This is a genomic window from Sphingomonas melonis DAPP-PG 224, assembly GCF_000379045.1.
GTDB classification, from domain to species: Bacteria; Pseudomonadota; Alphaproteobacteria; order Sphingomonadales; family Sphingomonadaceae; genus Sphingomonas; species Sphingomonas aquatilis.
The window spans coordinates 1,776,113-1,800,640 of the sequence record NZ_KB900605.1; the positions used below are offsets into that span (position 1 = coordinate 1,776,113).

Below are 24,528 nucleotides of genomic sequence, written 5' to 3' on the forward strand. Positions count from 1 at the left end.
ATCGGTGGCGCAACCCGAACAGCTGACGCTCGACCTCGAGGGCTGGGAAGGGCCGCTCGACCTGCTACTGACGCTGGCGCGATCGCAAAAGGTAGATCTGCGCAGCATTTCGATCCTGGCGCTGGTCGAGCAATATCTGCGCTACATCCACCAACGGCAGTCGGTGCAGCTGGAGGTCGCGGCCGATTACCTCGTGATGGCGGCATGGCTGGCCTATCTGAAATCCGCGCTGTTGCTGCCGCGCCAGGCGGAGGACGAAGCGGATCCCGAGGAACTGGCGCTGCGGCTGCAATTGCGCCTCGAACGGTTGCAGGCGATGCGCGAGGCGGGCGCGCGACTGATGGCGCGCGACCGGCTGGGCCGTGACGTTTTCGTGCGTGCCGCGCCGGAGGGGCTACGCACGATCCGGCACGCGCAATGGCAGGCAGAGATCTATGACCTCATCGCCGCCTACGGCCGCGTCAGCGCGCGAACGCGGCCCGTGATGCACGTCGTCGCCGATCGCGAGGTGATGACGCTGGAGGCGGCGCTGGAGCGCGTGGCGAGCCTCGTCGGCGAGCGGCTCGACTGGTCGATGCTCGAGAGTTTCCTGCCGGAAGGGTCGGGGCGGTTGCGCAAGTCGGCGCTCGCCTCGTCGTTCCTGGCCGCGCTGGAACTCGCCAAGCAGGGGCGCGTCGAACTGCGCCAGCAGTCCGCGTTCGCACCGCTCTACGTTCGGGCGCTCGCATGACTCCGTCGGACGATGGCGTGCGGGCGGTGGAGGCGCTGCTGTTCGCCGCCGCCGAACCATTGGGAATCGATACGATCCGTGCGCATGTCGGCGGCATCGACGTGCGCGCGGCGCTGGCCCGGCTGGAGCAGGATTATGCGGGGCGGGGCATCACGCTCGTCCACCGTGGTGGGCGCTGGCATTTCCAGACCGCGCCCGATCTGGCGCATCTGCTGCGCCGCGACCGCGACGAGGTGCGCCGCCTCAGCCGCGCCGCGACCGAGACGCTGGCGATCATCGCCTATCATGAGCCCGTCACGCGCGCCGAGATCGAAGCGATCCGCGGCGTACAGACCGCGAAGGGCACGCTCGACGTGCTGATGGAGGCAGGCTGGGTGCGTCCTGCCGGTCGGCGCGAGGTGCCCGGGCGCCCGCTGATGTTCGCGACGACGCCCGGTTTCCTCGCGCATTTTGGGCTTTCCAGTCGGCGCGATCTGCCGGGCATTGACGACCTGCGCGCCGCTGGTCTGCTCGACCCCGTCGATCTTGCACTGGAGGAAGCTTTGGAGGTGGCAAAGGACGATGAGAGCGACTAGATAGTTGGGCATTCTAGGAGATATGCCATGGGCAGCTTCAGCCCGATCCATCTGCTCGTCCTCGCCGTCGTCGCGATCCTGCTGCTCGGTGGCGGGCGGTTCTCGAACCTGATGGGCGACGTCGCCAAGGGTGTGAAGAACTTCAAGAAGGGGATGGCCGAAGACGACGACGCGGCCGCCAAGCCTGCCGCGCGCATCGAGGCGCAGAAGACTGCCGACCCTGCGTTCGATCGCGACGGTAACCGCATCCGCGACGAACAGCGTTGATCCGCGTCGCCCGATAGTATCCGGCGTCCATGTTCAACATCGATTCGAGCGAGTTCCTGCTGGTTGCGATCGTGGCGCTTGTCGTGATCGGGCCAAAGGACCTGCCAAAGGCGATGCGCGTCGTCGGCTATTGGGTCGGCAAGGCGCGCGGTGTCTCGCGCCAATTCCGGCAGGGCTTCGACAATATGGTCCGTGAGGCGGAACTGGCCGAGATGGAAAAGCGCTGGGCCGCCGAAAATGCGCGGATCATGGCGGAGCATCCGATGACCTCCGATGCGGAGTCCGAGGCGGCGGCTGGTGTCTCGCCCGCGCCGACGCCTGCCGGGCAGCATGAGGTCCAGCATGACGAGGCAGAGCCGGTTATGGTGGAAAAGCCCGTGGTTGCCCCCGCGCCCGAGCATAAACCCGCCCCGCAGTCCGACGTTACGCCGTCATGAGCGACGTGGAAGACGAGATCGATGCCAGCCGCGCGCCCCTGCTCGATCACCTGATCGAATTGCGCCGTCGCCTGCTCTATTGCATCGTCGCGATCGTCCTGGCCTTCGGCGTCAGCTATTTCTTTGCCGAGAATATCTTTGCCTTCCTCGTCCAGCCGTTGCTGGCCGTGGGGCAGAAGACGTTGATCTACACCCAGATTTTCGAAGCGTTTTTCGTCAAGGTGAAGGTCGCCTTCTTCGCGGCAATGATGATCGCCTTTCCGGTGATCGCCAACCAGCTTTGGCAGTTCGTCGCGCCGGGCCTGTACCGCAAAGAAAAGCGCGCACTGCTGCCGTTCCTGCTCGCGACACCAGTACTGTTCATCGCCGGCGCGGCGCTCGCTTATTATATGGCGATCCCGATGGCGCTGCATTTCCTGCTAGGATTCCAGGGAAATATCGGCGGCGTACAGCAGGAGGCACTGCCGGGCATCGGCAACTACCTGTCGTTCGTAATGCAGTTCCTGTTCGCCTTCGGTCTCGCCTTCCTTCTGCCGGTGTTGCTGATGCTGCTGGAGCGCGCAGGCATCGTGACGCGCAAGCAGCTGATCGGCGCGCGCCGCTATGCCATCGTCGCGGCGACGGCGATTGCGGCGGTGCTGACGCCGCCCGACCTGATGAGCCAGGTGTTGCTCGCCGTGCCGCTGATCCTGCTCTACGAACTCGCCATCATCGGTATCTGGTTCACCGAGCGTCGCCGGAGCAAGGACACCGGCACCGACATCGTCGAGGCATAAGAAAAGGGCCTCCGCTCGTCGAGGAGCGAAGGCCCTGCGCAGCCGGGTGAGGCTGAGCCCGAAGGCTTACTTGGACTTGTCGGCCGTCTTGGCGACCGTCTGGCCCGCCGAGCTGACGTCCTTGCCGACGCCTTCCACCGTGTTGCACGCGCTGACCATGAGCGCGCCAGCAACGACGGCAAAACCGAGAACCTTGCGCATAAAACCTCCTGAACGTGATAGCCCGAGAACAATGATCGGTCGGGCCATTCGTTCCGGCTCCGCAACTGAGCGGGCAGGGAGACGAAAGTTTTCCGGCTGGAAATGAGTAAGGCCCGAAAGCATCACCGGGGGGGGGAGGGTGGATGCTTCCGGGCCTATGTCGTGGATCGCGAGAGCGGGGGGCATAAGGCCGCGATCCGCAGTGCATAACACGGCCGACGGACCGCGGTTCCACGTCCTTCGGCGAATTTTTGCGAATCTTTATCGTCGATAAGCCGTCAATCGCGGCCCATCACGGCGATCGCGATTTCATAGGCACCGGTCATCGGATCGTGATGCAGGGGCGCGCGCAGCTGGCGCGACAGACCCTCGATCACGCGGCCGTAGCGGGTCGACAGCAACGTCTCCAGGCGTTCGCTTTCCACGAAAGCGCGCGAGACGACGCGCAGCTTTGCCTTCTTGTCGTCCTCGCCGGGTTTGATTGCGACCCGGACCTGGGCGGCGGCATCGCAGTTCATCGCTAGTTCGATCGTCTCGGTGACGAGGAAGGCGACGGCGACGGCGACGTCCTGGTTCACAAGGTAGGGATCGACATCCAGCACAATCGACAGGCTGGTGGCCCCTTCCGGTGCGGTCGCGCGGATGTTGGAGGCGAGTTCGCCGATCACCGATCGCAGGTTAAGGCCACGATTGTCCTCCATCTCGGCGAAATGGTTGCGGTGGACGACGGCGAGGGCATCGACGCGGCGCTGGATGGAGGCATAGGCTGCCGTCGCATCGGGGCTGGGTGCGCCGCGGGCGTGGAAGTTGATCAGGCTGGAAATGACCTGGAGGTTGTTCTTTACGCGATGATGGACTTCGCGCGTCAGCTTGGTCTGACGCACCACCGCCTCCGCCAGGCCGGCTTCGTGCAGCGCGACCGTGCGGCTGATCGCGCGGAAGGTATCGCCGAGTTCGCGGATCTCCTGCGCGGGCAGAGGGCCGAGCTTGCCCGGATCGATCACCTCACCGGGCGTGTAGGCAGCGACACTTGCACGGAGCACGCGCAGCGGCCGAATCAGCAGCCGGTCGACGATGAACCATGACAGGCCTGCCGCAGCGGCCCACATCAGCAGCGGCAGCATCAGCGCCACGAGGAAGGACGAGGTGATGGGCGCGCTGCGGATGCTGGTGCGCAACGCCAGGCCGCCGAGGCCCAGATCGGTCTGTACAGTCTCGACCCGATCGAACGCGCCCAGGTCAGGAATGCGCGAGAGGGTCAGCGTTTCGTCGTCATGCACCAGCGCGCTCGCGAGCGGCATCGCCCGCGTGCCGGGGGCTGCAAGTTGCGTCAGAAAGGCTTTGGGGAAGAAGACGCGCGCCGAGGGGCCATGGCGCAAGCCCGGCAGTGACAGGATCAGGCCGCGGTCGGGTACGATGGCCGCGCCGACCGGCGTGCTGGTATCAAGCGCGACATTGGCGTCGAACGGTTCGCCACACAGCAATCGGCCATTGCGATCGACGATCGAAAAGCGCGTGCCGATCGTCGATTGCTGGGCGAACACACCCTGCGCACGGGCGCAGCTGGGCGCGTCACCGGCGTCGGCCTGCAATGCGGTGACGGCGACGCGCAATGCGGTCATGTCGCCGACAAGCTCGATGGCGATACTGCGCGCGCTTTCGTTAGCGGCGATGCGCAGCCGGGCGCGTGCCTCGGCGTCGGCGGTCCGCCCGGTCTGCAATGTCGCGCCGATCGCGATCAAGGCGAGCAGGAGCAACGCGACGCTGAGCGTGATGAAGAGCTTGGCGCCAGTTGGCAGGCGCGACAGCATGAACATGGGGGCCATCGCCGTACGGCGCGGTAACGAGGCTGCGTCGGGTTGGGAGGCCATGCCCCCTGCTAGGCGAGCTTGTTCAGCAGGTCGAGCATTTCGTCCGGCACCTGTTCCTCGATCGTCTTTTGATAGGCCGAGCGCAGGGCCGCGCCCATGTCGCGATCCTTGCTCTGAACCTTGGCAGGAGACTTCTTGGAAGACGCCTTCTTGTCCTTGTTGCCGGGCAAATCCAACATGTCCCCCTGGTGACCCGGCTGAACCCGGGCAGTCGACGCTACACGAACAGCCCCGCTTTGCAGGTGCGGTCTGGCCGTTCAAGTGGCGATGAAACCAAAGTCGCGTTCGTTGGTTCCATTGCAGCGCGAAAATTCCGCAGGTCCGAGGGGGCGGGTGGGTTCTTCGACAAACACCGTTGTAAAGGTACGGGCGCCCGCTCAGATGGGGTGCCCGTTCAGTATCTCAGGGAGTGAACACGACCCATGTCGCTTGGACAGCAACTCGCACCGCACCTTCCTTTCCTGCGGCGCTACGGCCGGGCCCTGACCGGCAGCCAGAATCAAGGCGACAAATACGTCCGTGCGACGCTGGAGGCGATCGTTGCGGCGCCGGACCAGTTCCCGCGCGACGTCGATCCGCGGCTTGGCCTGTATCGTATGTTCCAGGGTATCTGGGCGTCGGCCAATGCCGATGGTGAAGCGCAGACCTCGCAGAGCGACGCCGAGGGCACCGAAGCGGTGGCGCGTGCGCGCCTCGCTCGCATGACGCCGCTGTCGCGGCAGGCGCTGCTGCTAACCGCCATGGAAGGCTTCTCCCCCGAGGATGCCGCGTATCTGATCGAGGTCGACACCAGCGAGGTGGAAACGCTGGTCACCGAGGCGCTGGCCGAGATCGAGAAGCAGACGCGTGCGCGCGTGCTGATCATCGAGGACGAGCCGATCATCGCGATGGATATCGAGACGATCGTCCGTGATCTGGGCCATGAGGTGACCGGTGTTGCCGTCACCCGCGACGAAGCCGTCGCGCTGGCAATGGAAGATCGCCCCGGTCTGGTGCTGGCGGACATCCAGCTGGCCGACGATAGCTCGGGCATCGACGCGGTGAAGGACATCCTTGCCGAGTTCGAAGTGCCGGTGATCTTCATCACGGCCTTCCCTGAGCGCCTGCTGACCGGCGAGCGGCCCGAGCCGACGTTCCTCATCACCAAGCCGTTCCAGCGGTCGACGGTGAAGGCGGCGATCAGTCAGGCGCTGTTCTTCGACGAAGCGACGGTGCCGACGGCGGTTGCGTGACGGCGTAGCGGGCGTGGTCGGGCGCTGTCCCGCCCGCCCGTGAGGCATTGACGAAAAGTTACGGACCCAAAACGGGTTTCGGGGGTTTGATGATCATGGCTGATCCGAACGAACCAGTGCATGTCACCGCAACCGAGGCCCGTGCGGGCGCGACTCCGGGAGTTGCCCGCTATGTGCTCGGCATTTCGCTGGTGCTCGTCATCGCCATATTCGCCTTTCTGATCTTGCGCTGACCGCAAGGCTTTTCGGCCGCACGACTGGTATTTGCCGGAAGAGACACCTATTTTCGCCAGACAGGCGGCGATGTTGTCCCCGGCTTCGAACGGATTTGCATGACCCAGCCCGCTACGCGTGATGACCAGTATGACGATGACGACGATGCGGTGGTCGAGCCGGTCGAACACGTTGCGCTGTCGGATCCCGAGTTCAAGAAACAGCTGGCGCAGGTCATCCCTCATCTGCGCGCCTTCGGTCGCTCGTTGTCGGGCAGCCGCGATCTCGCCGACGATCTTGTTCAGGAAACGCTGCTGAAGGCATGGGCGGCGCGTCAGCGCTTCCAGGCCGGTACGAATATGCGTGCCTGGACCTTCATCATCCTGCGCAATCTATATCTGTCGCAGATGCGGCGTGCGCGCTTCAAGGGCGAGTGGGACGATCTGGTCGCCGACCGCATTCTGGCGGCTCCGGCAAGCCAGGATCGTCACGTCGAACTGGGCGACATGCAGCGCGCCTTGCTCCACCTGCCGCAGCCGCAGCGCGAGGCGTTGATCCTCGTTGGTGCCGGCGGTTTCGCTTATGAAGAAGCCGCCGAAATCTGTCAGGTCGCGGTCGGCACCATCAAGAGCCGCGTCGCGCGTGGGCGTGTGGCGCTGGAAACGATCCTGAACGATGGCACGCTGCCGTCGCGCCGCGAGCACGAGCAGGACGTCAACAAAACGGCGCTCGATACGATCATGGGTGAAGTCGACGAACTCAGCCGGGGGCGCTGAAGCGACCCGCGGCTAGTGCCGCAATCAATGTGTCGCGCGGTCAATCCGCTTTAGCAGCATCGCGAAGTCATCGGGCATGTCGGAGCTGCCGAACGCGCCGCGCAGGCTGTGGCCGAGTGCGTCGGTCGAGCGCGGGCGCCGGACGACATAGTCGCCCTGACGGCTTTTCTCGACGGGATGCGCATTGGCGTTCATAATCGTTCCAACGGCCGGATACGCGAATTGTTGCGTGCGAACGAAACCGGTCGTTCGCGAAGGATGTGACGCGATGCCCCCCGGTTTTGGCCCCGATTTTACCGATGCCATCCAGCGTGCGCGAGTACATGCGCCCTTCCTGTCGCTGTTGCTCGACCGTGAGCCGGTGCTGGCGGAGCGATTGGCGGCGGGGCAGATCGACCTGGGATTCACCAGCGCCCATTCTGATATGCCAGTCGCACGGCAATTGCGGTTGGATCGGCGGGCGCTGGCGCTGTCGGTGGCGATCGGCGATCTTGCCGGGGCGCTCGATCTCACCGCGGTCACACACGCCTTGACAGATTTCGCCGACGCAGCGCTCGATCGCGCGATCCGTGCCGCGATTGCGGAGCGTACCCCGGGGGAGGAGCCGCGCGGCTTCGTCGCGATCGCGCTGGGCAAGCAGGGCAGTCGCGAGCTTAACTATTCGTCCGACATCGATCCGATCCTGCTGTTCGACCCGAAAACGCTGCCGCACCGCGCCCGTGAGGAGCCGGAAGAGGCGGCGGTGCGGATCGCCAAGCGTGTCGTCGAGTTGCTGCAGGCGCGCGATGGCGATGGCTATGTGCTGCGTGTCGATCTGCGGCTGCGCCCATCGCCCGAAGCGACGCCGATCGCGCTGCCGGTCGAAGGGGCGATCGGCTATTATGAAAGTCAGGCGCTGGCATGGGAGCGGGCGGCGTTCATCCGGGCCCGGGTAGCGGCTGGTGATAAGGCGCTCGGCAGCTATTTCCTCGATGCGATCCGGCCGTTCGTGTGGCGGCGCGGGTTGGACTTCGGCGCGATCGGCGAAATCCGCGACCTGTCGCGGCGCATTCGCGACCATTATGCGAGTGGTCAACGCTTCGGCCCCGGCTACGACCTGAAGCGGGGGCGGGGCGGTATTCGCGAGGCCGAGTTCTTCGCGCAGATCCATCAACTGATCCACGGCGGGCGCGACCCGGCGCTGCGGGCACCGGCGACGCGCGATGCATTGGCGGCACTTGCCGGGGCGGGCTGGATCGGCGCCGACGAGGCTGCTGCGCTCACCCGATCCTATACCCTGCTGCGCACGATCGAGCATCGCGTTCAGATGGTGGACGATCGGCAGACGCACACGCTGCCGACCGGCGAGGCGCTGGACGGGGTGGCGCGGCTTCATGGGCTGGCCAACGGCGCCGACTTGGTCGAGCTGCTGCGCGAACCGGTCGCGACCGCTGGCCGTATCTACGATGCGCTCGACGACGGGCAGGCGGCGGGGCTGCCGCACGAGCCACAGGCGCTGGCCGACTGGCTCGAGACGGCGGGGTTCGCGGCCGATGGCGAGGGGGGGAGCAAGGCCGCCGCGCGCATCGCAGGGTGGCGGGCAGGACGCTATCCCGCTCTCCGCAGCCCGGCGGCGCGCGCGGCGCTGGAGGCGGTGCTGCCCGTGCTGATGCCGGCGCTGGCCGGAGCGCCGGACCCCGCCGCGGCACTGCTGCGGCTCGATGTCCTGTTCGAGCGGCTGTCGAGCGCGATCAACATCCTGCGCTTGCTGGAGGCACGGCCGGGGCTGGCGACCTTGCTTGCGACGATTCTCAGCCATGCTGCGCCGCTCGCCGACGCCCTGGCGACACGGCCGGAACTGATCGACTGGTTGATCGACGCGAGCGCGTTCGAACCTCTGGGGAGCGTCGTCGAACTGGCCACCGAATTGGGGGCGGCGGACGAGGGCGATTATCAAGCGCTGCTCGATACCGTGCGGCGCTTGGTCGGCGAGAAGCGCTTTGCGGTGGGCGCGCAGATCGTCGCGGGGGCGGCGGACCCGCTCGATGCGGCGGGCGGCTACGCGCGGCTGGCGGAGGCGGCGATCGAGGTGCTGGCGGCGGGGACGGTCGCCGAATTCGCGCGGGCGCATGGCCGGGTGCCGGACAGTGAATTGGTGATCCTCGCCTTCGGTCGCACGGGCGGTGGTGCGCTGACGCACGCCAGCGATCTCGATCTCGTCTATCTGTTTACCGGCGACTTCGCAGCGGAGTCGGACGGCGCGAAGCCGTTGGGTGCGACGCTCTATTATAATCGGCTGGCGCAGCGGATCACGGCCGCGCTGTCGGTGCCGACGGCGGCGGGGCCGCTCTATCCGGTGGATACGCGGCTGCGGCCATCGGGAACGCAAGGGCCGCTGGTGGTGTCGGTCGAGTCCTTCGCGCGCTACCAGCGGGAGGACGCCTGGACGTGGGAGCATATGGCGCTGACGCGGGCGCGGCCGGTGTTCGGATCGCCCGCAGCCCGAGCTGCCGTCACCGGGGTGATCGCCGAGGTGCTGGAGGGCGCGCGGCCCGAGCGGGATCTGCCCGCAGAGGCGGCAACGATGCGTGCCGACATGGCGCGGCACAAGCCGCCCGCCGGGCCGCTCGACGCGAAGCTACTACCGGGAGGGCTCGTCGATCTGGAGTTCACCGTGCATCTGGCGCAGCTGCTGCATCGGAGTGGCTTCGATCCCGATCTGCGCGTCGCCATCCCTGCCCTGACCGCGGCGGGGGCGTTGCCCGATGGGCTGCTGACCGCGCACGATCTGCTGACGCGGCTGCTGGTGACGCTGCGGCTGGTCGCGCCGGATGCGCAGGAGCCGCCGCCCGCGACGCAGGTGCTGATTGCGCGGGCGTTGCGGCTGCCCGACTGGCCGGCGGTGCTTGCTGCCTTCGCGGCGACGCGGCAGGAGGTGGAGGCCGTATGGCGCGGCATGACAGGAGGATGCGATGGATGACGGTGCGCCGATCCCGGCGGTGAGCGTGACGACCCCGGATGGCCAGACGATCCAGCTGAACGATCTGCCGCTGCCGGCCGTCGTCTATTTCTACCCCAAGGACGACACCAGCGGCTGCACCCGCGAGGCACAGGATTTCTCCGCGCTGGCCGAGGACTTCGCCGCGGCGGGCGCGCGTGTGATGGGGGTCAGCAAGGACTCTCCGGCCTCACACACCAAGTTTAGCGCCAAGCATGGCCTGACCGTGAACCTGGGCAGTGACGAGGACGGCAGCGTCTGCGACGCGTTCGGCGTGTGGGGTGAGAAGAAGCTCTACGGCAAGACGTATATGGGCATCGAGCGCGCGACCTTCCTGTTCGGCGCCGACGGCACGCTGGTGCGCGCGTGGCGCAAGGTGAAGGTGCCGGGCCATGCCGCTGCCGTACTGGAGGCGGTGCGCGCGCTCTGACGGCAGGTGGGCGGCACCATCGGTGCCGTAGCGGGTTCCTGTTCGCGTCGCTTGCGCCTACAGGGAAGCCATCGTGACCCGTCAGACCTTGTCCACCGCGCCGGCCGTTGCCGGCGCCCCGTCCATCGTTGCCCCGGAGCCTGCGGGCGCCCCGATCGGCTTCGTCGAATTCGTCGCGCTGGTGGCGGCGCTGATGTCGCTGGCGGCGCTGGGTATCGACTCGATGCTCCCCGCGCTGCCGGCGATGGGGCGGTCGCTGGGCGTGGCGACCGAGAACCAGCGCCAGTTCATCATCACCGCCTTCATCCTGGGTTTCGGCATCGCGCAGCTGGCGCATGGGCCGCTGGCGGATCGCTATGGGCGACGGGCGGTGCTGCTGTGGGCGATTGGGGGCTATGTGGTCGCCAATATCGCCTGCGCGGTGTCGGCGAGCTTCACGCTCTTGCTCGCGGCGCGCGTGTTCGGTGGTGCGATGGTCGCGGCGACGCGGGTGGCGACGGTGGCGATCGTGCGTGATTGCTATCACGGCCGGCCGATGGCGCGGGTGATGTCGATCGCGTTCATGGTGTTCATGGTCGTGCCGGTCATGGCGCCGGCGTTCGGACAGACGGTGCTATTGTTCGCCAATTGGCGCGGCATCTTCTGGGTGGTCGCGGGGCTCAGCCTCGGCATCTGGATGTGGTTCTTCGTGCGCATGCCCGAGACACTGCGCCCCGAAGCGCGGCAGCCGCTGTCTGTGTCGCGGATCTGGGCGGGGTGGAAGCAGACGCTCGGCGACCGTTTGTCGCTGGGGTACACGCTGGCGTCGACGTCGCTGATGGGGGCGCTGTACGGCTACCTCAATTCGGTGCAGCAGATCATGTTCGACACGTTCGACCGGCCCAAGCTGCTCGCCGTGATGTTCGCCGTGACCGCGACGCTGATGGCGGGCGCGAACCTGACCAATGCGCGGCTGGTGATGCGGCTGGGCACGCGGCTGATCAGCCATAGCGCGGTGACGATGCTGGTGGTGCTGAGCGCGATCCACCTCGCCATCGCGATGGCCGGCTATGAGACGCTGGTCGGCTTCGTCGTGTTGCAGGCGCTGACCATGGGGTGCTTCGGCCTCGCCACGTCCAACTTCTCGTCGATGGCGATGGAGAATATGGGCGGGATCGCCGGCACCGCCTCCAGCGTGCAGGGGTTCACCAGCATCACCGTCGGCGCCGTGGTGGGCGTCGTCATCGGGCAGGCGTTCAACGGGACCACCGCGCCGCTGGCCGCGGGGTTCCTGATCTGCGGCCTGATGTCACTGCTGGTCGTCGCGATCACCGAGCGCTTCCGCCTGTTCCGTCCCGCCTGACGGAACCCGGCCCGCATCCCCGCCGTTCGACCCGGGTAATCCAGGAGAGATACGATGGGTGGACATCAGGTGCAGAGCCACGGGTCGGGCGACGACGGCTATGACGAGGAAGGCTATGACGAGAGCCAGCGCGCCGAAATCCTGGAGGCGACGCGCAACGGCCCCAGCGACGGCCTGGTCCTGACCGATCTGAACCCCGACCTGGGCGATGACGACGTCGAGGACGAATCGATCGACGAGGTCGACATGGATTCCGAAGAGGTCGGCGAGACCGACGCCAGCGTGACCATGGACGAAGCCGACATGGACGAGGACGACGCGCAGGACGATTTCGACGCCGACGCGACCGACGACGACACGCTGGACGACGCCGACGACGCCGCGCTGCGTCCCTGATCGACCCCCCGTTCCACCATGCGCTGACGGCGCTGCCTTCCATTCATAAGGTGGCGCCGTAGCCACGTCTGGCCCCGATCCTTTCGCACCTGCGTTAGTAGATTTGCCAGCGCCTTGGTATTTCCGTCACACCGAAATTGCGGCGCTGCTGGGGCATCTGCCTTGGAATTGCGCGCTTTCGTTCATCGGCTAGACAGGAACTGTGGCAAGTTTGTCACGTTTCCCGGCCGATCCGGTAAAAGCCGTCCCGCGCTGCAACAAAGCCGTAATCTCCGTGTTTGGAGGGGCCTGGGCAGCGAGCGGACACGGTCCCCGCCGCCCGAGTTGAGGCAATAAAGGTATTCACATCATGCGTAAGCTCGCCCTCGCGGCCGCCGTTGCGGCAGCGTCTTTTGCCGTCCCCGCCTTCGCGCAGGACATGTCGACCACCGCGACGACCGACGCGACTGCGCCGGCCCCCGTTGACGCGCAGGCCGACACCGCTCCCAAGGCTCCGGACGGCACGCGCGCTTTCGGTATCGAGCCCTATGTCGCCGTGATGGGCGGCTGGGAGCAGTTCGATCGTCAGACCGTCGCCGGCATCCCCGCGCAGCCCAAGGGCTATAACCTGGACGGCGCGCTGATCGAAGGCATCGTCGGCTTCAACGTGCCGCTGGGCCCCGTGTTCGTCGGCGCCGAGGGCGCGGTTGCCAAGGGCGTGTCGGGTGACATCGACTGGCAGTATGGCGCGTATGGCCGCTTCGGCTTCCGCGCCGGCGACAGCGGCCTGTTCTACGGCAAGGTCGGCTACCGCTGGAACAACTTCAACAACTTCGCACCGGGCGTGCAGGGCGACCTGAAGCGTGACTATCACGCGACCGTGTACGGCATCGGCACCGAAGTCGGCCCGAAGGACATCGGCCTGGGCGGCCTGACCGGCAATTCGGGCCTGCGCCTGCGTCTCGAAGTGTCGACCTTCGACAACGCGCACAGCTTCCGTCCGATGGGCGGCGTGGTCGCGCACTTCTAAGGGCATGACGCACCCGGCAACGGGTGACGACTGACACGCGAGGGGGCGGATCTGCTGCGGGCAGGTCCGCCCCCTTTGCATTGGGGCGGGGCGCGGGCGTCCCTATATCCGGGCCATGACCGGACGCGTGAAGCGCAAGGCGGGGCTGGCCGCCGCCGAGGCCCTGGCCGCCCGCACCACGGCGCCCGCGACGTGCGCGCTGTGCGAGCGGCCGCTGGGCGCAAAGGTGGAGTGGCACCATCTGGTCCCCAAATCCGAAGGCGGGCGCGTGACCGCGCCGGTCCATCCGATCTGCCATCGCACCATCCATGCGACCCTGCCCAACGCGCAGCTGGCCCGCGACTATGCCGAGCCCGCGGTGCTGCGCGCGCATCCCGATATCGCGCGCTTTCTGGCGTGGATCGCCGACAAGCCCGCCGACTTCCATGTGCCGGTGCGGCGGCGACGCTGAGCCGCGGACGGTTCGAAAAGTCACAAAAGTCACGCCGACGCACGTGTTTTACGGTTCATGGTCGGGCGGCGGGTGCGGGCGGTAATCGTCGATGTCGATCAGGTCCGCTTCGACATCGGTGTCGGTGATCGCGTCCATCGCCGGCCCGAAGCCCATCGCGCGCGCGGCGAGATGATGCGCGCGCAGGTTCGCCGCATCGCGCGAATCGAACAGCCCCGGATTGAGGTGCCGCAGCAGGAACATCAGCATCGGGTCCGACGGCCGGCAGATTTCGGCGGCGATGCGGCCTTCGCGCCAGACGACCTGCGGCGTACCGCTGATCGCGCGCTCCATCGCGACGCTGAGCAATCGGCCGCTGGCCCGCATCATCGCGGCATCCCACGCCTGGCAAAGGGCGCGCCCTGCGGATGGTTGCGCAGGCGATAGGCGTAGCGCGGTGTGATGTCCGCCATCTCCGCCGCTTCGGTGATGCGGCCGGTGTTGGCCAGCGTGTTGAGGAAGATGCGCTGGCGTTCCGCGGTCCAGCCGTCGTGACGACGGCGCAGCTCGACGGTCAGGCGATCCTCGACGATCTCGCGCGGCGCGCGGGGCGGGGGTTTGCGCTTGGGCCGGCGATAGGACGGCGGGTCGAAGGCGTCGTCGTCCGCATGCGAGCGCGGGATGGGGCCGGGATCGTCGTCGGGGAAGGATGACATGCACGATGCTCCTGTTCGAGGAGCCGATCCAGCTACGCGCGATCGGGCGTGTAGGACAGGGGGCGTCATGGGACGCCGGAAAAGCCGCCATCGATCAGCGGCTTGGCCGGGCGGCGGGGGCGGTGCGATCCAACAGGCCATGCCGGAGCGCCGCGGGGCAGCCCCGGTGCGCGCGATCAGGGGGCGAGCAGGTTGGCGACGGCGGCGACGTCGGCGGCATTGGCGCCCGTGGCGGTCGCATCTGTGGTGGTCGCAGGGGTGGCGGCGCCGTTGCCGGCGGGCGCCGATCCGGCGACGTCATAGGCGAACCACAGGACGCCGCCCGCCCAGAGCAGCGCCGCCCAGCGGCTGCGAAAGAGGCGCGGGTTGGGGAGCATCGCGGCAGTCTGGCCCGGCCCGCCTTGCCGGATGGTTGCGGGGGAGGGTTAATCACCGCCCCTTGACGACGGACAGGCGTCGTGATGTTCTACCATCACATCAATAAGGAGACGTCAGGATGCCACGCAAGCGTGCCTTCTCCGCCCCGGCCGGCCCCGCCTTCGACGCGCCGCTGTCCGACCTCAACATCACGCCGCTGATCGACGTGATGCTGGTGTTGCTGGTGATGATGATCCTGACGTTGCCGACGGTGCTGCACAAAGTGCCGATCGACCTGCCGCAGGGCAAGGCACCGCCGTCCGAAACGGTGACGCACCCGCTGGTGCTCGCGCGCGACGGCACGGTGACGCTGGATGGCGTGGGCCTGAGCGACGCCGGCATGCCCGCGCGGTTCAAGGCGCTGGACGCCGACCCCAAGGCGCTGCTGGTGATGCGCACCGACCCGGAGGCGCGCTACGCCCGGTTCGATGCGGTGCTGGCCGAGGTGAAGCGCGCCGGGATCACGCGGCTGGGGTTCGCGGGGAATGAGGCGATGGTGGAGTGAGGATTACTTTGAAACTAAAACCTAGTTAAGTTTTAGTCGAGGCTGCACACTCGCATGGACACTCATGTTTGGCTGACCTTTCTTGGGAGTCGGTTCGGCTAGAGATGCCAGTTCTATAACGAACCGATTGCGGTCGTCGCGGCTTTCCCAATTGATCAGCGTTGCGCCCTGGTGTTCAGCCGCTTCAAGTGACGGGGCAATAATGGATTCCATGCCTGAGCTTGCCTTGTAAACAAGCTTTGGCTTGGTGTTATCCTCGCCGAACGTCATGCGAGCCTGTTCAAATACAAGTGCAGATATTGCGATATTGGCGATCGTGCGACGAACCGAACTGTCTTCGGCTGAGGCGTCCGCAGTCTGAATAACGTGCATTGCGCCATTTTTCAGGATTAAATCTGCTGATAGCCCTTCCGCTACTTTGTGATTCTCAACAATCCGATGTGTTTCCAAACCCTCACCCTTTTTGGCAAGGACACGTTCAGATTTAAATGCGGATTTAACCTCCAGCAAAAGCTTAGTAGGCCGACGGCGCACTGCGCGAGGCGGTGCCTTTTCCGGCTCGACTAGCTTTTCTAGTAGCTTGCTTATATTTGCGTTATAAGAAGCTTCGTCGTTAGAATAGAATTCCCCTAGCGATGAGAAAGCTATGGGCGTTGCATTTGACATAAAGGCAATGCGATCGATTGCATTCGCGCTCACATTCTCGCGAGCAAAATCATCAATAACGGCTAGATCGTTTAGCGTCTCACGAACGGCGTCAAGGTCTACCGCCCCGGAAATGGCGCGAAGCTTATCAAGGCTCTTGGGCGCGCGTACATCCAGCTTATTGTCTTTGAGGATTACAATCGCGAGGTTCAGGCGCTCGTTGCGCACTTCGTCCGCGGGAAATTGTGCAACTGCGAATTTATAGCAGTGACTCATCGCCTAGCCCCGACCGTAAGGCCGCAAGCCGACTCGCAATCTGGTGTTTTGACCAAAGCTCACAGATGCTCTCTTTCTGTTCGGCGCTCATCCAGTCATCCGGCATTAGGCTCAGAAAACGGGTGATCGTCTCTGCCGGAATTGCCGCAAGTCGGTCGATCATTTCGATCGCCGCTTTCGGAAAAAAGCCGTGCCGAAGCCGTAGGAACTTACCTATGCGGACTGTGGGGTCGCTGGCAACCGGGAACTTGATAGCCGCCAGCCCTTCTAAGCTACATGAGGCAAAATCGAAAACGCATAGCCGTCTCGTAAAGCCCTCATTTTGCAGCAGAAAATTCTGGATGCTTCGGTCCCAGTTTCCGGCGAAAAGGTCAAAGGCATATAACTGCGAAAGGTATGCGCCCGGCCAGCTTGAAGGCTGGCCAAGTTCCCCCCGCTGGGGGGTCATCAAGAGGTTGTGGAGTTCCATCGCCGATGCCGGGGATGCAATTTGGCGCGAGCCGAAGAAGGAGGTGTTTGCGTCCCTTCGTTCGACGATAGCGCACTCTGGTGTGGCAAAGCCGACATGATGAGCAAGGTGCGTGAAGAACCATTCAGTGGCTCGAATTTGTCGGCCGCTGTGATCCCCTTTGCAGTAGTATGTCCCGCCCCGGTCTCCCTCACAGTGAAATAGTATATCTGCCCCATTTGGGGGAGCTGGATAGATCGTGCTCGCGCGAACAGGAAAAAGGCTTGGTTCGGCCGACATGAATGGGGGCACGATCCTACCATCGCTCTTGATAAGCAAGTCCTCAGGTCGGGATCCCCTAAATGTCGGCATTCCCTTTACTCCGCCGCAACCCCAGCGCGCGAGAACATGTCGCCGCCGTCAAGCAGTCCTAGGTCCTCGTTCGCGGGCTTGACCGCCTTGGCCTTCTGGCGCTTGTCGAAGCTGTCCCAGACGTCGTTCCACTGGCCCTTGGTCGCGGCCTTCGAATATTCGGTCGCGCGGGTTTCGAAGAAGTTGGCGTGCTCGACGCCGTTGAGCAGCGGGGCGAGCCAGGGCAGGGGGTGTTCGTCGATCATGTAGATCGGCTTCAGGCCGAGCTGGCCCAGGCGCCAGTCCGCGATGTAGCGGATGTACTTCTTGATCTCCTTGGGCGTCATGCCGTTGACCGGGCCCATTTCGAACGCGAGGTCGATGAAATTGTCCTCGAGCCGGATCGTGGTCTGGCAGACGTCGGCGATATCGTCCTTCACCGCCTTGGTCAGGCACTGACGTTCCTTCACGAAGGTGTGGAACATCTTGATGATGCCTTCGCAGTGCAGCGATTCGTCGCGCACCGACCAGCTGACGATCTGGCCCATGCCCTTCATCTTGTTGAAGCGCGGGAAGTTCATCAGCATCGCGAAGCTGGCGAACAGCTGCACGCCTTCGGTGAAGCCGCCGAACATGGCGAGCGTGCGGGCGATATCCTCGTCGCTGTCGACGCCGAAGTTCTGCATGTAATCATGCTTTTCCTTCATCTCGGCATATTCGAGGAAGGCGCCATATTCGCTCTCGGGCATGCCGATCGTGTCGAGCAGGTGGCTGTAGGCGGCGATGTGGACCGTCTCCATGTTGCTGAACGCGGTCAGCATCATCTTGATCTCGGTCGGCTTGAACACGCGGCCGTATTTCTCGTGGTAGCAATCCTGCACCTCGACGTCCGCCTGCGTGAAGAAGCGGAAGATCTGCGTCAGCAGGTTGCGCTCGTGGTCGGTCAGCTTCTGCGCCCAGTCGCGGCAATCCTCGCCCAGCGGCACCTCTTCGGGGAGCCAGTGGAGCTGCTGCTGACGCTTCCAGAATTCGAACGCCCAGGGGTATTCGAACGGCTTGTACTGCTTGGAGGCTTGGAGGAGGGACATGGGGTTACTCCGGGATAAGCTTGGAAGAATAACTGGCCAGGGTCATCGCGCCGACGAGGATCGCGACGATGCCGAGGCCGCGGATCGTGCGGGGTACGGTGATGGGGATCACGCCGTGGCCGACGAATCGGTTCGGGTGGCGCGCCCAGCGATAGCCGAGAACGATTAGCCATGCACCGAACGCGACGCGAATCCACGGTTCGATCGCAGCGATCATGGCTGCGCGCTCCACTGCCACATCGCATAGGCCGAAAAGCCGAGGACGATGCCGCCGGCGACCATCATGATGCCGGCCATGCGATAGACGTAGACGCGCGCCGGGCCCTGGGGGCTGCGCAACTGGAGCAGCAGCCACAGGCCGGCGAGGCCCAGCACCGCGGCGACGGCGAACATGATGAGGCTCTCGCGCGGCATCAGTGCTGCGCCTCCGATGCATCCATTTGGAACACGGGTCGTTTCATCGCCGAACCCAAGCCAGGAGACGCATGATGCACGATCACAGCAACATCAAGGAACATATGAAGGTCATCGGCGCGGACGGCGTCCACGTCGGCACCGTCGACCATGTCGAGGGCGAGCGCATCAAGCTGACCAAGACCGACAGCCCCAGCACCGAAGACGGGCAGGGCGCCAAGCACCATTACCTGCCGGCCGGCCTGGTCGCCGAGATCGAAGGCGACACGGTCCGCCTGTCGGCCACCGCGCAGAACGCCCAGGACATGTTCGAAGAGGCGTGAGCCATGATCCCCTCTCCCCTTGTGGGAGAGGGAGGGGCCCGCAGCCGCAGGCTGCGGGAGGGTGAGGGGGCTGTCCATCACGGGCAGCCCTTTTGCTTAGTCGCGACAACCGCAGCGATCGCGGTCATGACGCCTTCGAGGTTCCCCATCACATCGGCATTGGCGAAGCGGATCACGTCATAGCCTTCGTTCTTGAGGAAGCGGGTGCGGGCGGCGTCGCGTTTGACTTTGGCGGCATGGTCGTCGCCGTCGACTTCGACGATCAGTCGTACAGCGTGCGCGCAGAAATCGGCATGATACGGGCCGAACGGAACCTGACGGCGGAACTTTGCCTTGGGCAGAGCCTCGCGCAAGGCCCGCCAGAGGCGGCGTTCGGGTTCGCCGGCTTCCTGACGGAGCGTGCGCGAGCGGGCTACGGTCGAGGCCGGCAACTGCTGCCGCTTGGTCAGGCCGTCCGCATTCCCCCTCACCCTTCCCACGGCCTGCGGCCGCGGGCCCCTTCCCTCTCCCACAAGGGGAGAGGGAGGGAGCGCCGAGGGCGCGGAAGGGCGAGGGGGTTGCGGCATGCCGTGACCTTCAAGTCAGGCGATCAGCGGACTCCCACACCTCACTGACACGCCAGGCATTCGTCATAGTCCGTCGTCTCGCCGATCTCGAACTTCGGCGCGGCGATGGTGTTGTCCGCTTCCACGCCGCCCGATCCGGCGAAGCCCGCGCGCTGCACGCTCTTCGAGCGCAGGTAATAGAGCGACTTGATGCCGAGCTCCCAGGCGCGGAAGTGGAGCATCAGGAGGTCCCACTTCTCGACGTCCGCCGGGATGAACAGGTTCAGCGACTGCGCCTGGTCGATGTACGGCGTGCGGTCGCCGGCGAGTTCGAGCAGCCAGCGCTGGTCGATTTCGAAGCTGGTCTTGTAGCAATCCTTCTCTTCCACCGACAGGAAGTCGAGGTGCTGGACCGAGCCGCCGTGTTCGAGGATCGAATTCCACACCGCGTCGCTGTTCTTGGATTTCTCTTTGAGCAGCTTTTCCAGATACGGGTTCTTGACCGAGAAGCTGCCAGACAGCGTCTTGTGCGTGTAGATGTTCGCCGGGATCGGCTCGATGCAGGCGCTGGTGCCGCCGCAGATGATGCTGATCGACGCGGTCGGCGCAATCGCCATCTTGCAGCTGAACCGCTCCATCACGCCAACGTCGGCGGCGTCGGGGCAAGGGCCCCGCTCGGCGGCGAGCGTCATCGACGCCTGGTTCACCTGCGCGCTGATGTGCTTGAAGATGCGCAAGTTCCAGCTCTTCGCCATCGCGCCTTCGAACGGCAGGCCGCGCGCCTGGAGGAAGGAGTGAAAGCCCATGACGCCGAGGCCGACCGAGCGTTCGCGCGCGGCGCTGTAGGCGGCGCGTTCCATGCCCGGTTCGTGGCGGTCGATATAATCCTGCAGCACGTTGTCGAGGAAGCGCATCACGTCTTCGATGAAGACCTTGTCGTCCTTCCACTCGTCCCACGTTTCGAGGTTGAGCGACGACAGGCAGCAGACCGCGGTGCGATCGTTGCCGAGATGGTCGCGGCCGGTCGGCAGCGTGATTTCCGAGCACAGGTTCGACGTCGAGACCTTCAGCCCCAGGTCGCGGTGATGCTTGGGCATCGCCTTGTTCACGTGATCGGCGAAGACGATGTACGGCTCACCCGTCTGCAGGCGGGTTTCGACGAGCTTCTGGAACAGCGAGCGCGCGTCGAGCGTCGCGCGGACGGTGCCGTCCTTGGGGCTGAGCAAATTCCATTCGCGGCCGTCGCGCACCGCTTCCATGAAGGCGTCGGTCAGCAGCACGCCGTGGTGCAGGTTCAGCGCCTTGCGGTTGAAGTCGCCGCTGGGTTTGCGGATTTCGAGGAATTCCTCGATCTCCGGGTGGCTGACGTCGAGGTAGCAGGCGGCCGAACCGCGGCGCAGCGACCCTTGCGAAATCGCGAGCGTCAGGCTGTCCATCACGCGGACGAAGGGGATGATGCCGCTGGTCTTGCCGTTGAGGCCGACGGGTTCGCCGATGCCGCGCACGCTGCCCCAATAGGTGCCGATGCCGCCGCCGCGCGAGGCGAGCCAGACGTTCTCGTTCCAGGTGTCGACGATGCCGTTCAGGCTGTCGGGCACCGAATTGAGGTAGCAGCTGATTGGCAGGCCGCGCCCCGTGCCGCCGTTCGACAGCACCGGCGTTGCGGGCATGAACCACAAGCGGCTGATGTAATCGTACAGGCGCTGCGCATGCGCGGCATCGTCGGCATAGGCCGAGGCGACGCGGACGAAGAGGTCCTGATAGCTTTCGCCCGGCAACAGGTAGCGATCGTTTAGCGTTTCCTTGCCGAAATCGGTCAGCAGCGCATCGCGGCTATGATCGACCTCGACGGGATAGGGGCGGGCGTGGATCGCCTTGCTGCCGCCATTCGCCTCTGCGGCGGGCGCCTCGGCGGCGACGGTGGCGTCGATCGTATCGGTCATGGCCTCACCCTGCGTGTCCCTGAAATCCATCGATTACCGTCCCTTGTTCCATACATGTTCGACTCGGGGCGACATGCACAGCATATCACCCGGGCGCCCCGATGGTGAGAACAAAAAGGGGTCGCGGTTCACGGCCGCGTTGTGCCCCATGGCGAATCCGGCACGGGATGCCGCCATCGATCTCTACCAGCGATTGGGTTCACCCCCGAACGCAACCCCCACAAATTGTGGCAAAGCGTCGCCGCGGGCAAGAGGCTTAATGACGCGGCAGCCGTGTGGTTCCGGTGCGGACGGGGCGCGGCGGGTCGGTCGAGGGGCCGCGACGCGTGGACTTCCGCGGCTTCCGGAAAGTGCAAGCGGCGAGTGGCGCGATGAAAATTTTTTTAGCGACCGAAGAGGCCAATTCGGACGCGATTCAACCCATGTCGTCCCGTCCGCCAAACATGAACGAAAGTTTCGTTGCGGCGGCCCGGGATACCGTCGAAGCCGCGGCGATGCGCCGTCGTTCGTCCCTCGCCCTCGTCCTCTCCGCCCTGACGCTCGCCGGCTGTGCGCCGCGACCGGTGGCGGGGGTCGATATGCTGACCATGCTGGCCAAGGCGCGGGCGCACCAGACCCCGGCGCAGCAGCGCGCGGCGATGGTCGCCGACATCCGTGCCGATATTCGCAGCAACGATCCGGCGGCGGACACGCCGGCCCTGGCGCGCGCGCTGGCGGCGATCGGCACGATCCCGCGCGAGGACTTCGTCGACGCCAGGGGACGCGCGGCGGCCTATGTCGACCTGCCGCAGGACATCGGCCACGGCCAGACGATTTCCGATCCCTATGTCGTCGCGGTGATGACCGCGGCGCTGGACCTGCCCGCGGATCGTAGCGCCCATGTGCTCGATATCGGCACGGGATCGGGCTATCAGGCGGCGGTGCTCGCGACGGTCGCGGCGCGCGTCGCCTCGGTCGAGATCGTCGCGCCGCTCGCCCGCACGGCGGCCGCGCGGCTGCGCCGGATGGGCTATGCGACCGTCACCGTGCGGGCGGGCGACGGCTTCCTCGGCTGGCCGGAGCGGGCGCCCTTCGACGGGATCGTCGTCGCCGCCAGCGCCACCGCGGTGCCGCAACCGCTGGTCGACCAGCTGAAGGTCGGCGGCCGCATCGTCATGCCCATCGGCCCGTCCGACACGAGCACCCAATTGCTGCGCATGACCAAGCGCGCCGACGGTACGCTGGATCGATGCACGCTCGGCCCGGCGCTGTTCGTCCCCTTCACCGGCGGCCGCGTTCCCCCGTTCGCGCCGCGCGCACTGACCGACCGGTCGATCCCTCTTTGCTTCCGCGCGCCGATTGTGGGGGTGGTTTGAGGGGGCGGGGCGTCGTCTGTTTGCGCTGACCCCGCTGTCCGTCAAATGACAGTTGCGACCTTATCGCCGCAAGCCGTTGGCGCGGTAGAAGGCGGTTAGCATCGCGGTGGACGCGATCTGTATCTTGGGCAGGGCGATGCCGTCCAACAGGGTGCGGTAGCGGGTCCGGTTGGCTCGGGTGGCGATGGCGATGTGCCGGATCATATCCCATTTCACGCTATCGCGACCGCCTTCCAGCCCGCCGCGGCGGTCGCGCTCGAACCAGCAACGTCGGATGTATCGATACAGGCTGGTCGTCGTCGGAACGTCGAGCAGGATGAGGCCGGTCGTCCGCTGCAGGCGTTGCGGGAGCAGCCGCGAGTAATTGCCGTCCACCACCCAGCGGTCGCCGGCGATCGCGGCATCATGGAGCGCCGCGAACTCGGCTGGCGGTCGTGGCACCCAGTCGGTGTGCGGGAGATGGTGGAGCTGATCGAGGTGGACCACCTGCAAGCCCCGGGCCTTCGCGATCGCCTGCGCCAGCGTCGACTTGCCGCTGTTCGACGGCCCCATGATGCAGATGCGTGTGCCCAGCTCGGTCAGCGTCATGGCGCGGCATAGCTCCTCGCGGGATGTACTATGCCTGCGGGTGGGGCTTCACAACGGATGGTGGAGGGGGATCGAGACTTAACGTTCCGCGCCGTTGATGCTGCCTGGCACGCCATCATGCGCCCGCACCGCGGTGCCGATGCGCTGGTCGATGCAGGCGAGCAGGACGGTGCTGGTCCGCGGCCGCTGTGCGACGCAGGTGCGGGCGGCGGGACAGGCCAGCGCGTCGATGAGCGCGTCGCCGCTGGAGACGGTGATGCGGCAGGCCTTCAGCACGCCGCCGTCGAGGTCGAGCGAGAGGCGCAGGCGCGAGAGGTGGCGGCCGGTGACTTCTATGTCGGGTTGCGGCGGCGCGGCGGGCCCGATGGGCGCGGTGGCGAGCTGGGCGAGGAGGAGGGCGAGCAGCACCGGCGCGTCCGTGTCAGCGGCGACCCTTTAGCGCGCGCATCGCGCGGACCGAGCTGTCGACGGCGGGGGGCGCTACCGGCGCCGGCGTGGGCAGCGGGCTGTTCCAGGGGCGCTCGCGGAACCACTTGGTGACGATGTACTTGGTGCCGGCGATCACCGGCTTGCCCTGATGGACCGTGTAAGGGTTGGGCTTGCCTTCGGCGTCGATGTTGTTCCAGCACAACATGGTGCCCATTTCGGGCACGAAATCGTGGTCGAGATGGTGGAAATAGGTCTCGCCGCCTGCCTCTGGCTCGTTGAGGTAGATCATCGCGGTCCACGTGCGCTGCCCGCAGCGCCGCAGGTGCGAGGTGTCTTCGGGATCGGTCGATTTGAAATAATCGGCGTGGCTGCGGAATTCCTGACCGACGGCATAGCGTTGACCCTGCACGCTTTCGCCGAACTGCGGACCGACGCCGAGAAACAGCGAGATGCGCAGGTCGAGCAACTGGATGAGCGGCTCGTCGACATCGAACGCGCAGGTTTCGCTGGTGCGCATCTGCGACACGCCATCGGCGACGCGCGACCGCTGGCGGTTGGCATCGATCATCGTACACATCAGCGCGCATTCGTCGGCATTGAGGAATCCGCGCGCCATGACGAGATCGATGTAGGGATTGTGCAGTTCGACCCCGCCCGCAAAGCGCATGGCGTGGATGGCGGCTTCGTCGAGACCGAGCGTGGTGATGTCGATCGGCGCGTGCATGCTCATCGAGGGCGGTTCCTGCCACCCGCTCGGCGGAATGCCGGCGGGTGCGAACCGGGTTAGCGGGTGATGGTAAATGCGTGTTTAACGCCGGGATGG

General features: G+C 65.6%; 34 protein-coding genes. 17 read left to right on the plus strand and 17 right to left on the minus strand.

All coding sequences use genetic code 11. The features are described from left to right. The first annotated feature begins 4 nt into the window (after positions 1–4). From SPHME3_RS0108595 to tatC, 5 genes are read left to right on the plus strand one after another with little or no spacing between them, the layout of a single operon-like run. Positions 5–730, plus strand: a complete 726-nt coding sequence (locus SPHME3_RS0108595; RefSeq protein WP_017979568.1) for a segregation and condensation protein A — start codon at positions 5–7, stop codon at positions 728–730. Further along, positions 727–1,305, plus strand: coding sequence for an SMC-Scp complex subunit ScpB (scpB, locus tag SPHME3_RS0108600; RefSeq protein ID WP_017979567.1), 579 nt, complete (start codon positions 727–729; stop codon positions 1,303–1,305). Before SPHME3_RS0108595 ends, scpB begins: the two co-directional genes overlap by 4 nt. 27 nt (positions 1,306–1,332) lie before the next feature. Further along, the gene (locus SPHME3_RS0108605) at positions 1,333–1,572 is read left to right on the plus strand and encodes a twin-arginine translocase TatA/TatE family subunit (RefSeq protein WP_017979566.1); all 240 of its coding nucleotides are present in this window, start codon (positions 1,333–1,335) and stop codon (positions 1,570–1,572) included. A 29-nt stretch (positions 1,573–1,601) separates the two neighbouring features. After that, positions 1,602–2,009 (plus strand): Sec-independent protein translocase protein TatB, encoded by a 408-nt coding sequence (tatB, locus tag SPHME3_RS0108610; protein ID WP_017979565.1) that lies wholly within the window; start codon positions 1,602–1,604, stop codon positions 2,007–2,009. Continuing rightward, positions 2,006–2,785 carry a twin-arginine translocase subunit TatC gene (tatC, locus tag SPHME3_RS0108615; protein WP_017979564.1) on the plus strand — a complete coding sequence of 260 codons (780 nt, stop codon included), beginning with the start codon at positions 2,006–2,008 and terminating at the stop codon, positions 2,783–2,785. The genes tatB and tatC overlap by 4 nt, the downstream gene beginning before the upstream one ends. 66 nt (positions 2,786–2,851) lie before the next feature. Here tatC and SPHME3_RS0108620 read toward each other — a convergent pair whose 3' ends face one another. The 3 genes from SPHME3_RS0108620 to SPHME3_RS21315 form a co-directional block, all read right to left on the minus strand. Continuing rightward, positions 2,852–2,986 carry an entericidin A/B family lipoprotein gene (locus SPHME3_RS0108620; protein WP_017979563.1) on the minus strand — a complete coding sequence of 45 codons (135 nt, stop codon included), beginning with the start codon at positions 2,984–2,986 and terminating at the stop codon, positions 2,852–2,854. A gap of 278 nt (positions 2,987–3,264) precedes the next feature. Next, positions 3,265–4,803: a sensor histidine kinase gene (locus SPHME3_RS0108625; protein WP_017979562.1), complete on the minus strand. Its 1,539-nt coding sequence runs from the start codon at positions 4,801–4,803 to the stop codon at positions 3,265–3,267. A 62-nt stretch (positions 4,804–4,865) separates the two neighbouring features. Beyond that, on the minus strand, positions 4,866–5,036 hold the full coding sequence (locus SPHME3_RS21315) for a NepR family anti-sigma factor (RefSeq protein WP_017979561.1): 171 nt from the start codon (positions 5,034–5,036) through the stop codon (positions 4,866–4,868). A gap of 243 nt (positions 5,037–5,279) precedes the next feature. Between SPHME3_RS21315 and SPHME3_RS0108635 the strand changes: the two genes are divergently transcribed. From SPHME3_RS0108635 to SPHME3_RS0108645, 3 genes are all read left to right on the plus strand, one after another. Next, positions 5,280–6,089, plus strand: coding sequence for a response regulator (locus tag SPHME3_RS0108635; RefSeq protein WP_017979560.1), 810 nt, complete (start codon positions 5,280–5,282; stop codon positions 6,087–6,089). A 95-nt stretch (positions 6,090–6,184) separates the two neighbouring features. Beyond that, the gene (locus SPHME3_RS21320) at positions 6,185–6,322 is read left to right on the plus strand and encodes a hypothetical protein (protein WP_024310409.1); all 138 of its coding nucleotides are present in this window, start codon (positions 6,185–6,187) and stop codon (positions 6,320–6,322) included. A gap of 99 nt (positions 6,323–6,421) precedes the next feature. Next, a complete protein-coding gene (locus SPHME3_RS0108645) occupies positions 6,422–7,078 on the plus strand; it encodes a sigma-70 family RNA polymerase sigma factor (RefSeq protein ID WP_017979558.1) in 657 nt (218 codons plus the stop codon). A 24-nt stretch (positions 7,079–7,102) separates the two neighbouring features. Here SPHME3_RS0108645 and SPHME3_RS21325 read toward each other — a convergent pair whose 3' ends face one another. After that, complete coding sequence (locus SPHME3_RS21325) at positions 7,103–7,273, minus strand: hypothetical protein (protein ID WP_017979557.1); 171 nt, start codon at positions 7,271–7,273, stop codon at positions 7,103–7,105. Between the two features lie 73 nt (positions 7,274–7,346). On the opposite strand from SPHME3_RS21325, the gene glnE reads away from it, so the two are divergent. The 6 genes from glnE to SPHME3_RS0108680 all read left to right on the plus strand — a co-directional run bounded on the left by glnE (position 7,347) and on the right by SPHME3_RS0108680 (position 13,683). Then, the gene (glnE, locus tag SPHME3_RS0108655) at positions 7,347–10,037 is read left to right on the plus strand and encodes a bifunctional [glutamate--ammonia ligase]-adenylyl-L-tyrosine phosphorylase/[glutamate--ammonia-ligase] adenylyltransferase (RefSeq protein WP_017979556.1); all 2,691 of its coding nucleotides are present in this window, start codon (positions 7,347–7,349) and stop codon (positions 10,035–10,037) included. Then, positions 10,030–10,485, plus strand: a complete 456-nt coding sequence (locus SPHME3_RS0108660; protein WP_017979555.1) for a peroxiredoxin — start codon at positions 10,030–10,032, stop codon at positions 10,483–10,485. Before glnE ends, SPHME3_RS0108660 begins: the two co-directional genes overlap by 8 nt. A gap of 73 nt (positions 10,486–10,558) precedes the next feature. Continuing rightward, positions 10,559–11,827, plus strand: coding sequence for a multidrug effflux MFS transporter (locus SPHME3_RS0108665; protein ID WP_018250676.1), 1,269 nt, complete (start codon positions 10,559–10,561; stop codon positions 11,825–11,827). Between the two features lie 54 nt (positions 11,828–11,881). Next, positions 11,882–12,223 (plus strand): hypothetical protein, encoded by a 342-nt coding sequence (locus tag SPHME3_RS0108670; protein WP_017979553.1) that lies wholly within the window; start codon positions 11,882–11,884, stop codon positions 12,221–12,223. Between the two features lie 349 nt (positions 12,224–12,572). After that, complete coding sequence (locus SPHME3_RS0108675) at positions 12,573–13,232, plus strand: hypothetical protein (protein WP_017979552.1); 660 nt, start codon at positions 12,573–12,575, stop codon at positions 13,230–13,232. Between the two features lie 115 nt (positions 13,233–13,347). Beyond that, positions 13,348–13,683, plus strand: coding sequence for a hypothetical protein (locus tag SPHME3_RS0108680; protein ID WP_017979551.1), 336 nt, complete (start codon positions 13,348–13,350; stop codon positions 13,681–13,683). Positions 13,684–13,731: 48 nt separating this feature from the next. On the opposite strand, the gene SPHME3_RS0108685 is transcribed toward SPHME3_RS0108680, so the two are convergent. The 3 genes from SPHME3_RS0108685 to SPHME3_RS0108695 form a co-directional block, all read right to left on the minus strand. Then, the gene (locus SPHME3_RS0108685; protein ID WP_017979550.1) at positions 13,732–14,052 is read right to left on the minus strand and encodes a hypothetical protein; all 321 of its coding nucleotides are present in this window, start codon (positions 14,050–14,052) and stop codon (positions 13,732–13,734) included. Continuing rightward, the gene (locus SPHME3_RS0108690) at positions 14,049–14,378 is read right to left on the minus strand and encodes a hypothetical protein (RefSeq protein ID WP_024310410.1); all 330 of its coding nucleotides are present in this window, start codon (positions 14,376–14,378) and stop codon (positions 14,049–14,051) included. The genes SPHME3_RS0108685 and SPHME3_RS0108690 overlap by 4 nt, the downstream gene beginning before the upstream one ends. A gap of 176 nt (positions 14,379–14,554) precedes the next feature. Beyond that, a complete protein-coding gene (locus tag SPHME3_RS0108695) occupies positions 14,555–14,755 on the minus strand; it encodes a hypothetical protein (RefSeq protein WP_017979549.1) in 201 nt (66 codons plus the stop codon). A 119-nt stretch (positions 14,756–14,874) separates the two neighbouring features. Here SPHME3_RS0108695 and SPHME3_RS0108700 point away from each other — a divergent pair, with 119 nt between their 5' ends. Beyond that, positions 14,875–15,300, plus strand: coding sequence for an ExbD/TolR family protein (locus SPHME3_RS0108700; protein WP_017979548.1), 426 nt, complete (start codon positions 14,875–14,877; stop codon positions 15,298–15,300). Positions 15,301–15,321: 21 nt separating this feature from the next. Here SPHME3_RS0108700 and SPHME3_RS21025 read toward each other — a convergent pair whose 3' ends face one another. From SPHME3_RS21025 to SPHME3_RS0108720, 5 genes are all read right to left on the minus strand, one after another. Continuing rightward, positions 15,322–16,221 (minus strand): hypothetical protein, encoded by a 900-nt coding sequence (locus SPHME3_RS21025; RefSeq protein ID WP_145957878.1) that lies wholly within the window; start codon positions 16,219–16,221, stop codon positions 15,322–15,324. Continuing rightward, positions 16,205–16,969 (minus strand): HipA family kinase, encoded by a 765-nt coding sequence (locus SPHME3_RS21530; protein ID WP_231292039.1) that lies wholly within the window; start codon positions 16,967–16,969, stop codon positions 16,205–16,207. The genes SPHME3_RS21025 and SPHME3_RS21530 overlap by 17 nt, the downstream gene beginning before the upstream one ends. 77 nt (positions 16,970–17,046) lie before the next feature. Further along, the gene (locus tag SPHME3_RS0108710; RefSeq protein WP_017979546.1) at positions 17,047–18,108 is read right to left on the minus strand and encodes a ribonucleotide-diphosphate reductase subunit beta; all 1,062 of its coding nucleotides are present in this window, start codon (positions 18,106–18,108) and stop codon (positions 17,047–17,049) included. A gap of 4 nt (positions 18,109–18,112) precedes the next feature. Next, a complete protein-coding gene (locus tag SPHME3_RS0108715) occupies positions 18,113–18,325 on the minus strand; it encodes a hypothetical protein (RefSeq protein ID WP_017979545.1) in 213 nt (70 codons plus the stop codon). Beyond that, positions 18,322–18,522, minus strand: coding sequence for a hypothetical protein (locus SPHME3_RS0108720; RefSeq protein WP_017979544.1), 201 nt, complete (start codon positions 18,520–18,522; stop codon positions 18,322–18,324). Before SPHME3_RS0108720 ends, SPHME3_RS0108715 begins: the two co-directional genes overlap by 4 nt. Before the next feature lie 74 nt (positions 18,523–18,596). Between SPHME3_RS0108720 and SPHME3_RS0108725 the strand changes: the two genes are divergently transcribed. Continuing rightward, a complete protein-coding gene (locus tag SPHME3_RS0108725) occupies positions 18,597–18,845 on the plus strand; it encodes a DUF2171 domain-containing protein (protein WP_024310411.1) in 249 nt (82 codons plus the stop codon). A 77-nt stretch (positions 18,846–18,922) separates the two neighbouring features. On the opposite strand, the gene SPHME3_RS0108730 is transcribed toward SPHME3_RS0108725, so the two are convergent. Next, positions 18,923–19,315: an endonuclease domain-containing protein gene (locus tag SPHME3_RS0108730; RefSeq protein WP_018250678.1), complete on the minus strand. Its 393-nt coding sequence runs from the start codon at positions 19,313–19,315 to the stop codon at positions 18,923–18,925. A gap of 137 nt (positions 19,316–19,452) precedes the next feature. After that, entirely contained in the window at positions 19,453–21,363 is a 1,911-nt protein-coding gene (locus SPHME3_RS0108735; protein WP_017979541.1) for a ribonucleoside-diphosphate reductase subunit alpha, read from the minus strand. Between the two features lie 413 nt (positions 21,364–21,776). On the opposite strand from SPHME3_RS0108735, the gene SPHME3_RS0108740 reads away from it, so the two are divergent. After that, a complete protein-coding gene (locus SPHME3_RS0108740) occupies positions 21,777–22,688 on the plus strand; it encodes a protein-L-isoaspartate(D-aspartate) O-methyltransferase (RefSeq protein ID WP_017979540.1) in 912 nt (303 codons plus the stop codon). A gap of 60 nt (positions 22,689–22,748) precedes the next feature. Here the strand turns inward: SPHME3_RS0108740 and SPHME3_RS0108745 are convergent, their stop codons facing one another. The 3 genes from SPHME3_RS0108745 to SPHME3_RS0108755 form a co-directional block, all read right to left on the minus strand. Beyond that, complete coding sequence (locus tag SPHME3_RS0108745; RefSeq protein ID WP_017979539.1) at positions 22,749–23,276, minus strand: P-loop NTPase family protein; 528 nt, start codon at positions 23,274–23,276, stop codon at positions 22,749–22,751. Between the two features lie 78 nt (positions 23,277–23,354). After that, the gene (locus tag SPHME3_RS0108750; RefSeq protein WP_017979538.1) at positions 23,355–23,684 is read right to left on the minus strand and encodes a hypothetical protein; all 330 of its coding nucleotides are present in this window, start codon (positions 23,682–23,684) and stop codon (positions 23,355–23,357) included. Between the two features lie 13 nt (positions 23,685–23,697). Continuing rightward, positions 23,698–24,435 carry a prolyl hydroxylase family protein gene (locus SPHME3_RS0108755; RefSeq protein ID WP_017979537.1) on the minus strand — a complete coding sequence of 246 codons (738 nt, stop codon included), beginning with the start codon at positions 24,433–24,435 and terminating at the stop codon, positions 23,698–23,700. Positions 24,436–24,528 lie beyond the last annotated feature (93 nt).

Coding starts and splice junctions, on each gene's coding strand:
- SPHME3_RS0108745 (WP_017979539.1), bottom strand. CDS start 23,276: ATGACGCTGACCGAGCTGGGCACACGCATCTGCATCATGGGGCCGTCG.
- glnE (WP_017979556.1), top strand. CDS start 7,347: ATGCCCCCCGGTTTTGGCCCCGATTTTACCGATGCCATCCAGCGTGCG.
- SPHME3_RS0108740 (WP_017979540.1), top strand. CDS start 21,777: ATGAACGAAAGTTTCGTTGCGGCGGCCCGGGATACCGTCGAAGCCGCG.
- SPHME3_RS21530 (WP_231292039.1), bottom strand. CDS start 16,969: ATGTCGGCCGAACCAAGCCTTTTTCCTGTTCGCGCGAGCACGATCTAT.
- SPHME3_RS0108755 (WP_017979537.1), bottom strand. CDS start 24,435: ATGAGCATGCACGCGCCGATCGACATCACCACGCTCGGTCTCGACGAA.
- SPHME3_RS0108725 (WP_024310411.1), top strand. CDS start 18,597: ATGCACGATCACAGCAACATCAAGGAACATATGAAGGTCATCGGCGCG.
- SPHME3_RS0108695 (WP_017979549.1), bottom strand. CDS start 14,755: ATGCTCCCCAACCCGCGCCTCTTTCGCAGCCGCTGGGCGGCGCTGCTC.
- SPHME3_RS0108735 (WP_017979541.1), bottom strand. CDS start 21,363: ATGGATTTCAGGGACACGCAGGGTGAGGCCATGACCGATACGATCGAC.
- SPHME3_RS0108675 (WP_017979552.1), top strand. CDS start 12,573: ATGCGTAAGCTCGCCCTCGCGGCCGCCGTTGCGGCAGCGTCTTTTGCC.
- SPHME3_RS0108685 (WP_017979550.1), bottom strand. CDS start 14,052: ATGATGCGGGCCAGCGGCCGATTGCTCAGCGTCGCGATGGAGCGCGCG.
- SPHME3_RS21315 (WP_017979561.1), bottom strand. CDS start 5,036: ATGTTGGATTTGCCCGGCAACAAGGACAAGAAGGCGTCTTCCAAGAAG.
- SPHME3_RS21325 (WP_017979557.1), bottom strand. CDS start 7,273: ATGAACGCCAATGCGCATCCCGTCGAGAAAAGCCGTCAGGGCGACTAT.
- SPHME3_RS0108635 (WP_017979560.1), top strand. CDS start 5,280: ATGTCGCTTGGACAGCAACTCGCACCGCACCTTCCTTTCCTGCGGCGC.
- SPHME3_RS0108690 (WP_024310410.1), bottom strand. CDS start 14,378: ATGTCATCCTTCCCCGACGACGATCCCGGCCCCATCCCGCGCTCGCAT.
- scpB (WP_017979567.1), top strand. CDS start 727: ATGACTCCGTCGGACGATGGCGTGCGGGCGGTGGAGGCGCTGCTGTTC.
- SPHME3_RS21025 (WP_145957878.1), bottom strand. CDS start 16,221: ATGAGTCACTGCTATAAATTCGCAGTTGCACAATTTCCCGCGGACGAA.
- tatC (WP_017979564.1), top strand. CDS start 2,006: ATGAGCGACGTGGAAGACGAGATCGATGCCAGCCGCGCGCCCCTGCTC.
- SPHME3_RS0108605 (WP_017979566.1), top strand. CDS start 1,333: ATGGGCAGCTTCAGCCCGATCCATCTGCTCGTCCTCGCCGTCGTCGCG.
- tatB (WP_017979565.1), top strand. CDS start 1,602: ATGTTCAACATCGATTCGAGCGAGTTCCTGCTGGTTGCGATCGTGGCG.
- SPHME3_RS0108660 (WP_017979555.1), top strand. CDS start 10,030: ATGGATGACGGTGCGCCGATCCCGGCGGTGAGCGTGACGACCCCGGAT.
- SPHME3_RS0108715 (WP_017979545.1), bottom strand. CDS start 18,325: ATGATCGCTGCGATCGAACCGTGGATTCGCGTCGCGTTCGGTGCATGG.
- SPHME3_RS0108620 (WP_017979563.1), bottom strand. CDS start 2,986: ATGCGCAAGGTTCTCGGTTTTGCCGTCGTTGCTGGCGCGCTCATGGTC.
- SPHME3_RS0108710 (WP_017979546.1), bottom strand. CDS start 18,108: ATGTCCCTCCTCCAAGCCTCCAAGCAGTACAAGCCGTTCGAATACCCC.
- SPHME3_RS0108645 (WP_017979558.1), top strand. CDS start 6,422: ATGACCCAGCCCGCTACGCGTGATGACCAGTATGACGATGACGACGAT.
- SPHME3_RS0108670 (WP_017979553.1), top strand. CDS start 11,882: ATGGGTGGACATCAGGTGCAGAGCCACGGGTCGGGCGACGACGGCTAT.
- SPHME3_RS0108700 (WP_017979548.1), top strand. CDS start 14,875: ATGCCACGCAAGCGTGCCTTCTCCGCCCCGGCCGGCCCCGCCTTCGAC.
- SPHME3_RS0108720 (WP_017979544.1), bottom strand. CDS start 18,522: ATGCCGCGCGAGAGCCTCATCATGTTCGCCGTCGCCGCGGTGCTGGGC.
- SPHME3_RS21320 (WP_024310409.1), top strand. CDS start 6,185: ATGGCTGATCCGAACGAACCAGTGCATGTCACCGCAACCGAGGCCCGT.
- SPHME3_RS0108680 (WP_017979551.1), top strand. CDS start 13,348: ATGACCGGACGCGTGAAGCGCAAGGCGGGGCTGGCCGCCGCCGAGGCC.
- SPHME3_RS0108625 (WP_017979562.1), bottom strand. CDS start 4,803: ATGTTCATGCTGTCGCGCCTGCCAACTGGCGCCAAGCTCTTCATCACG.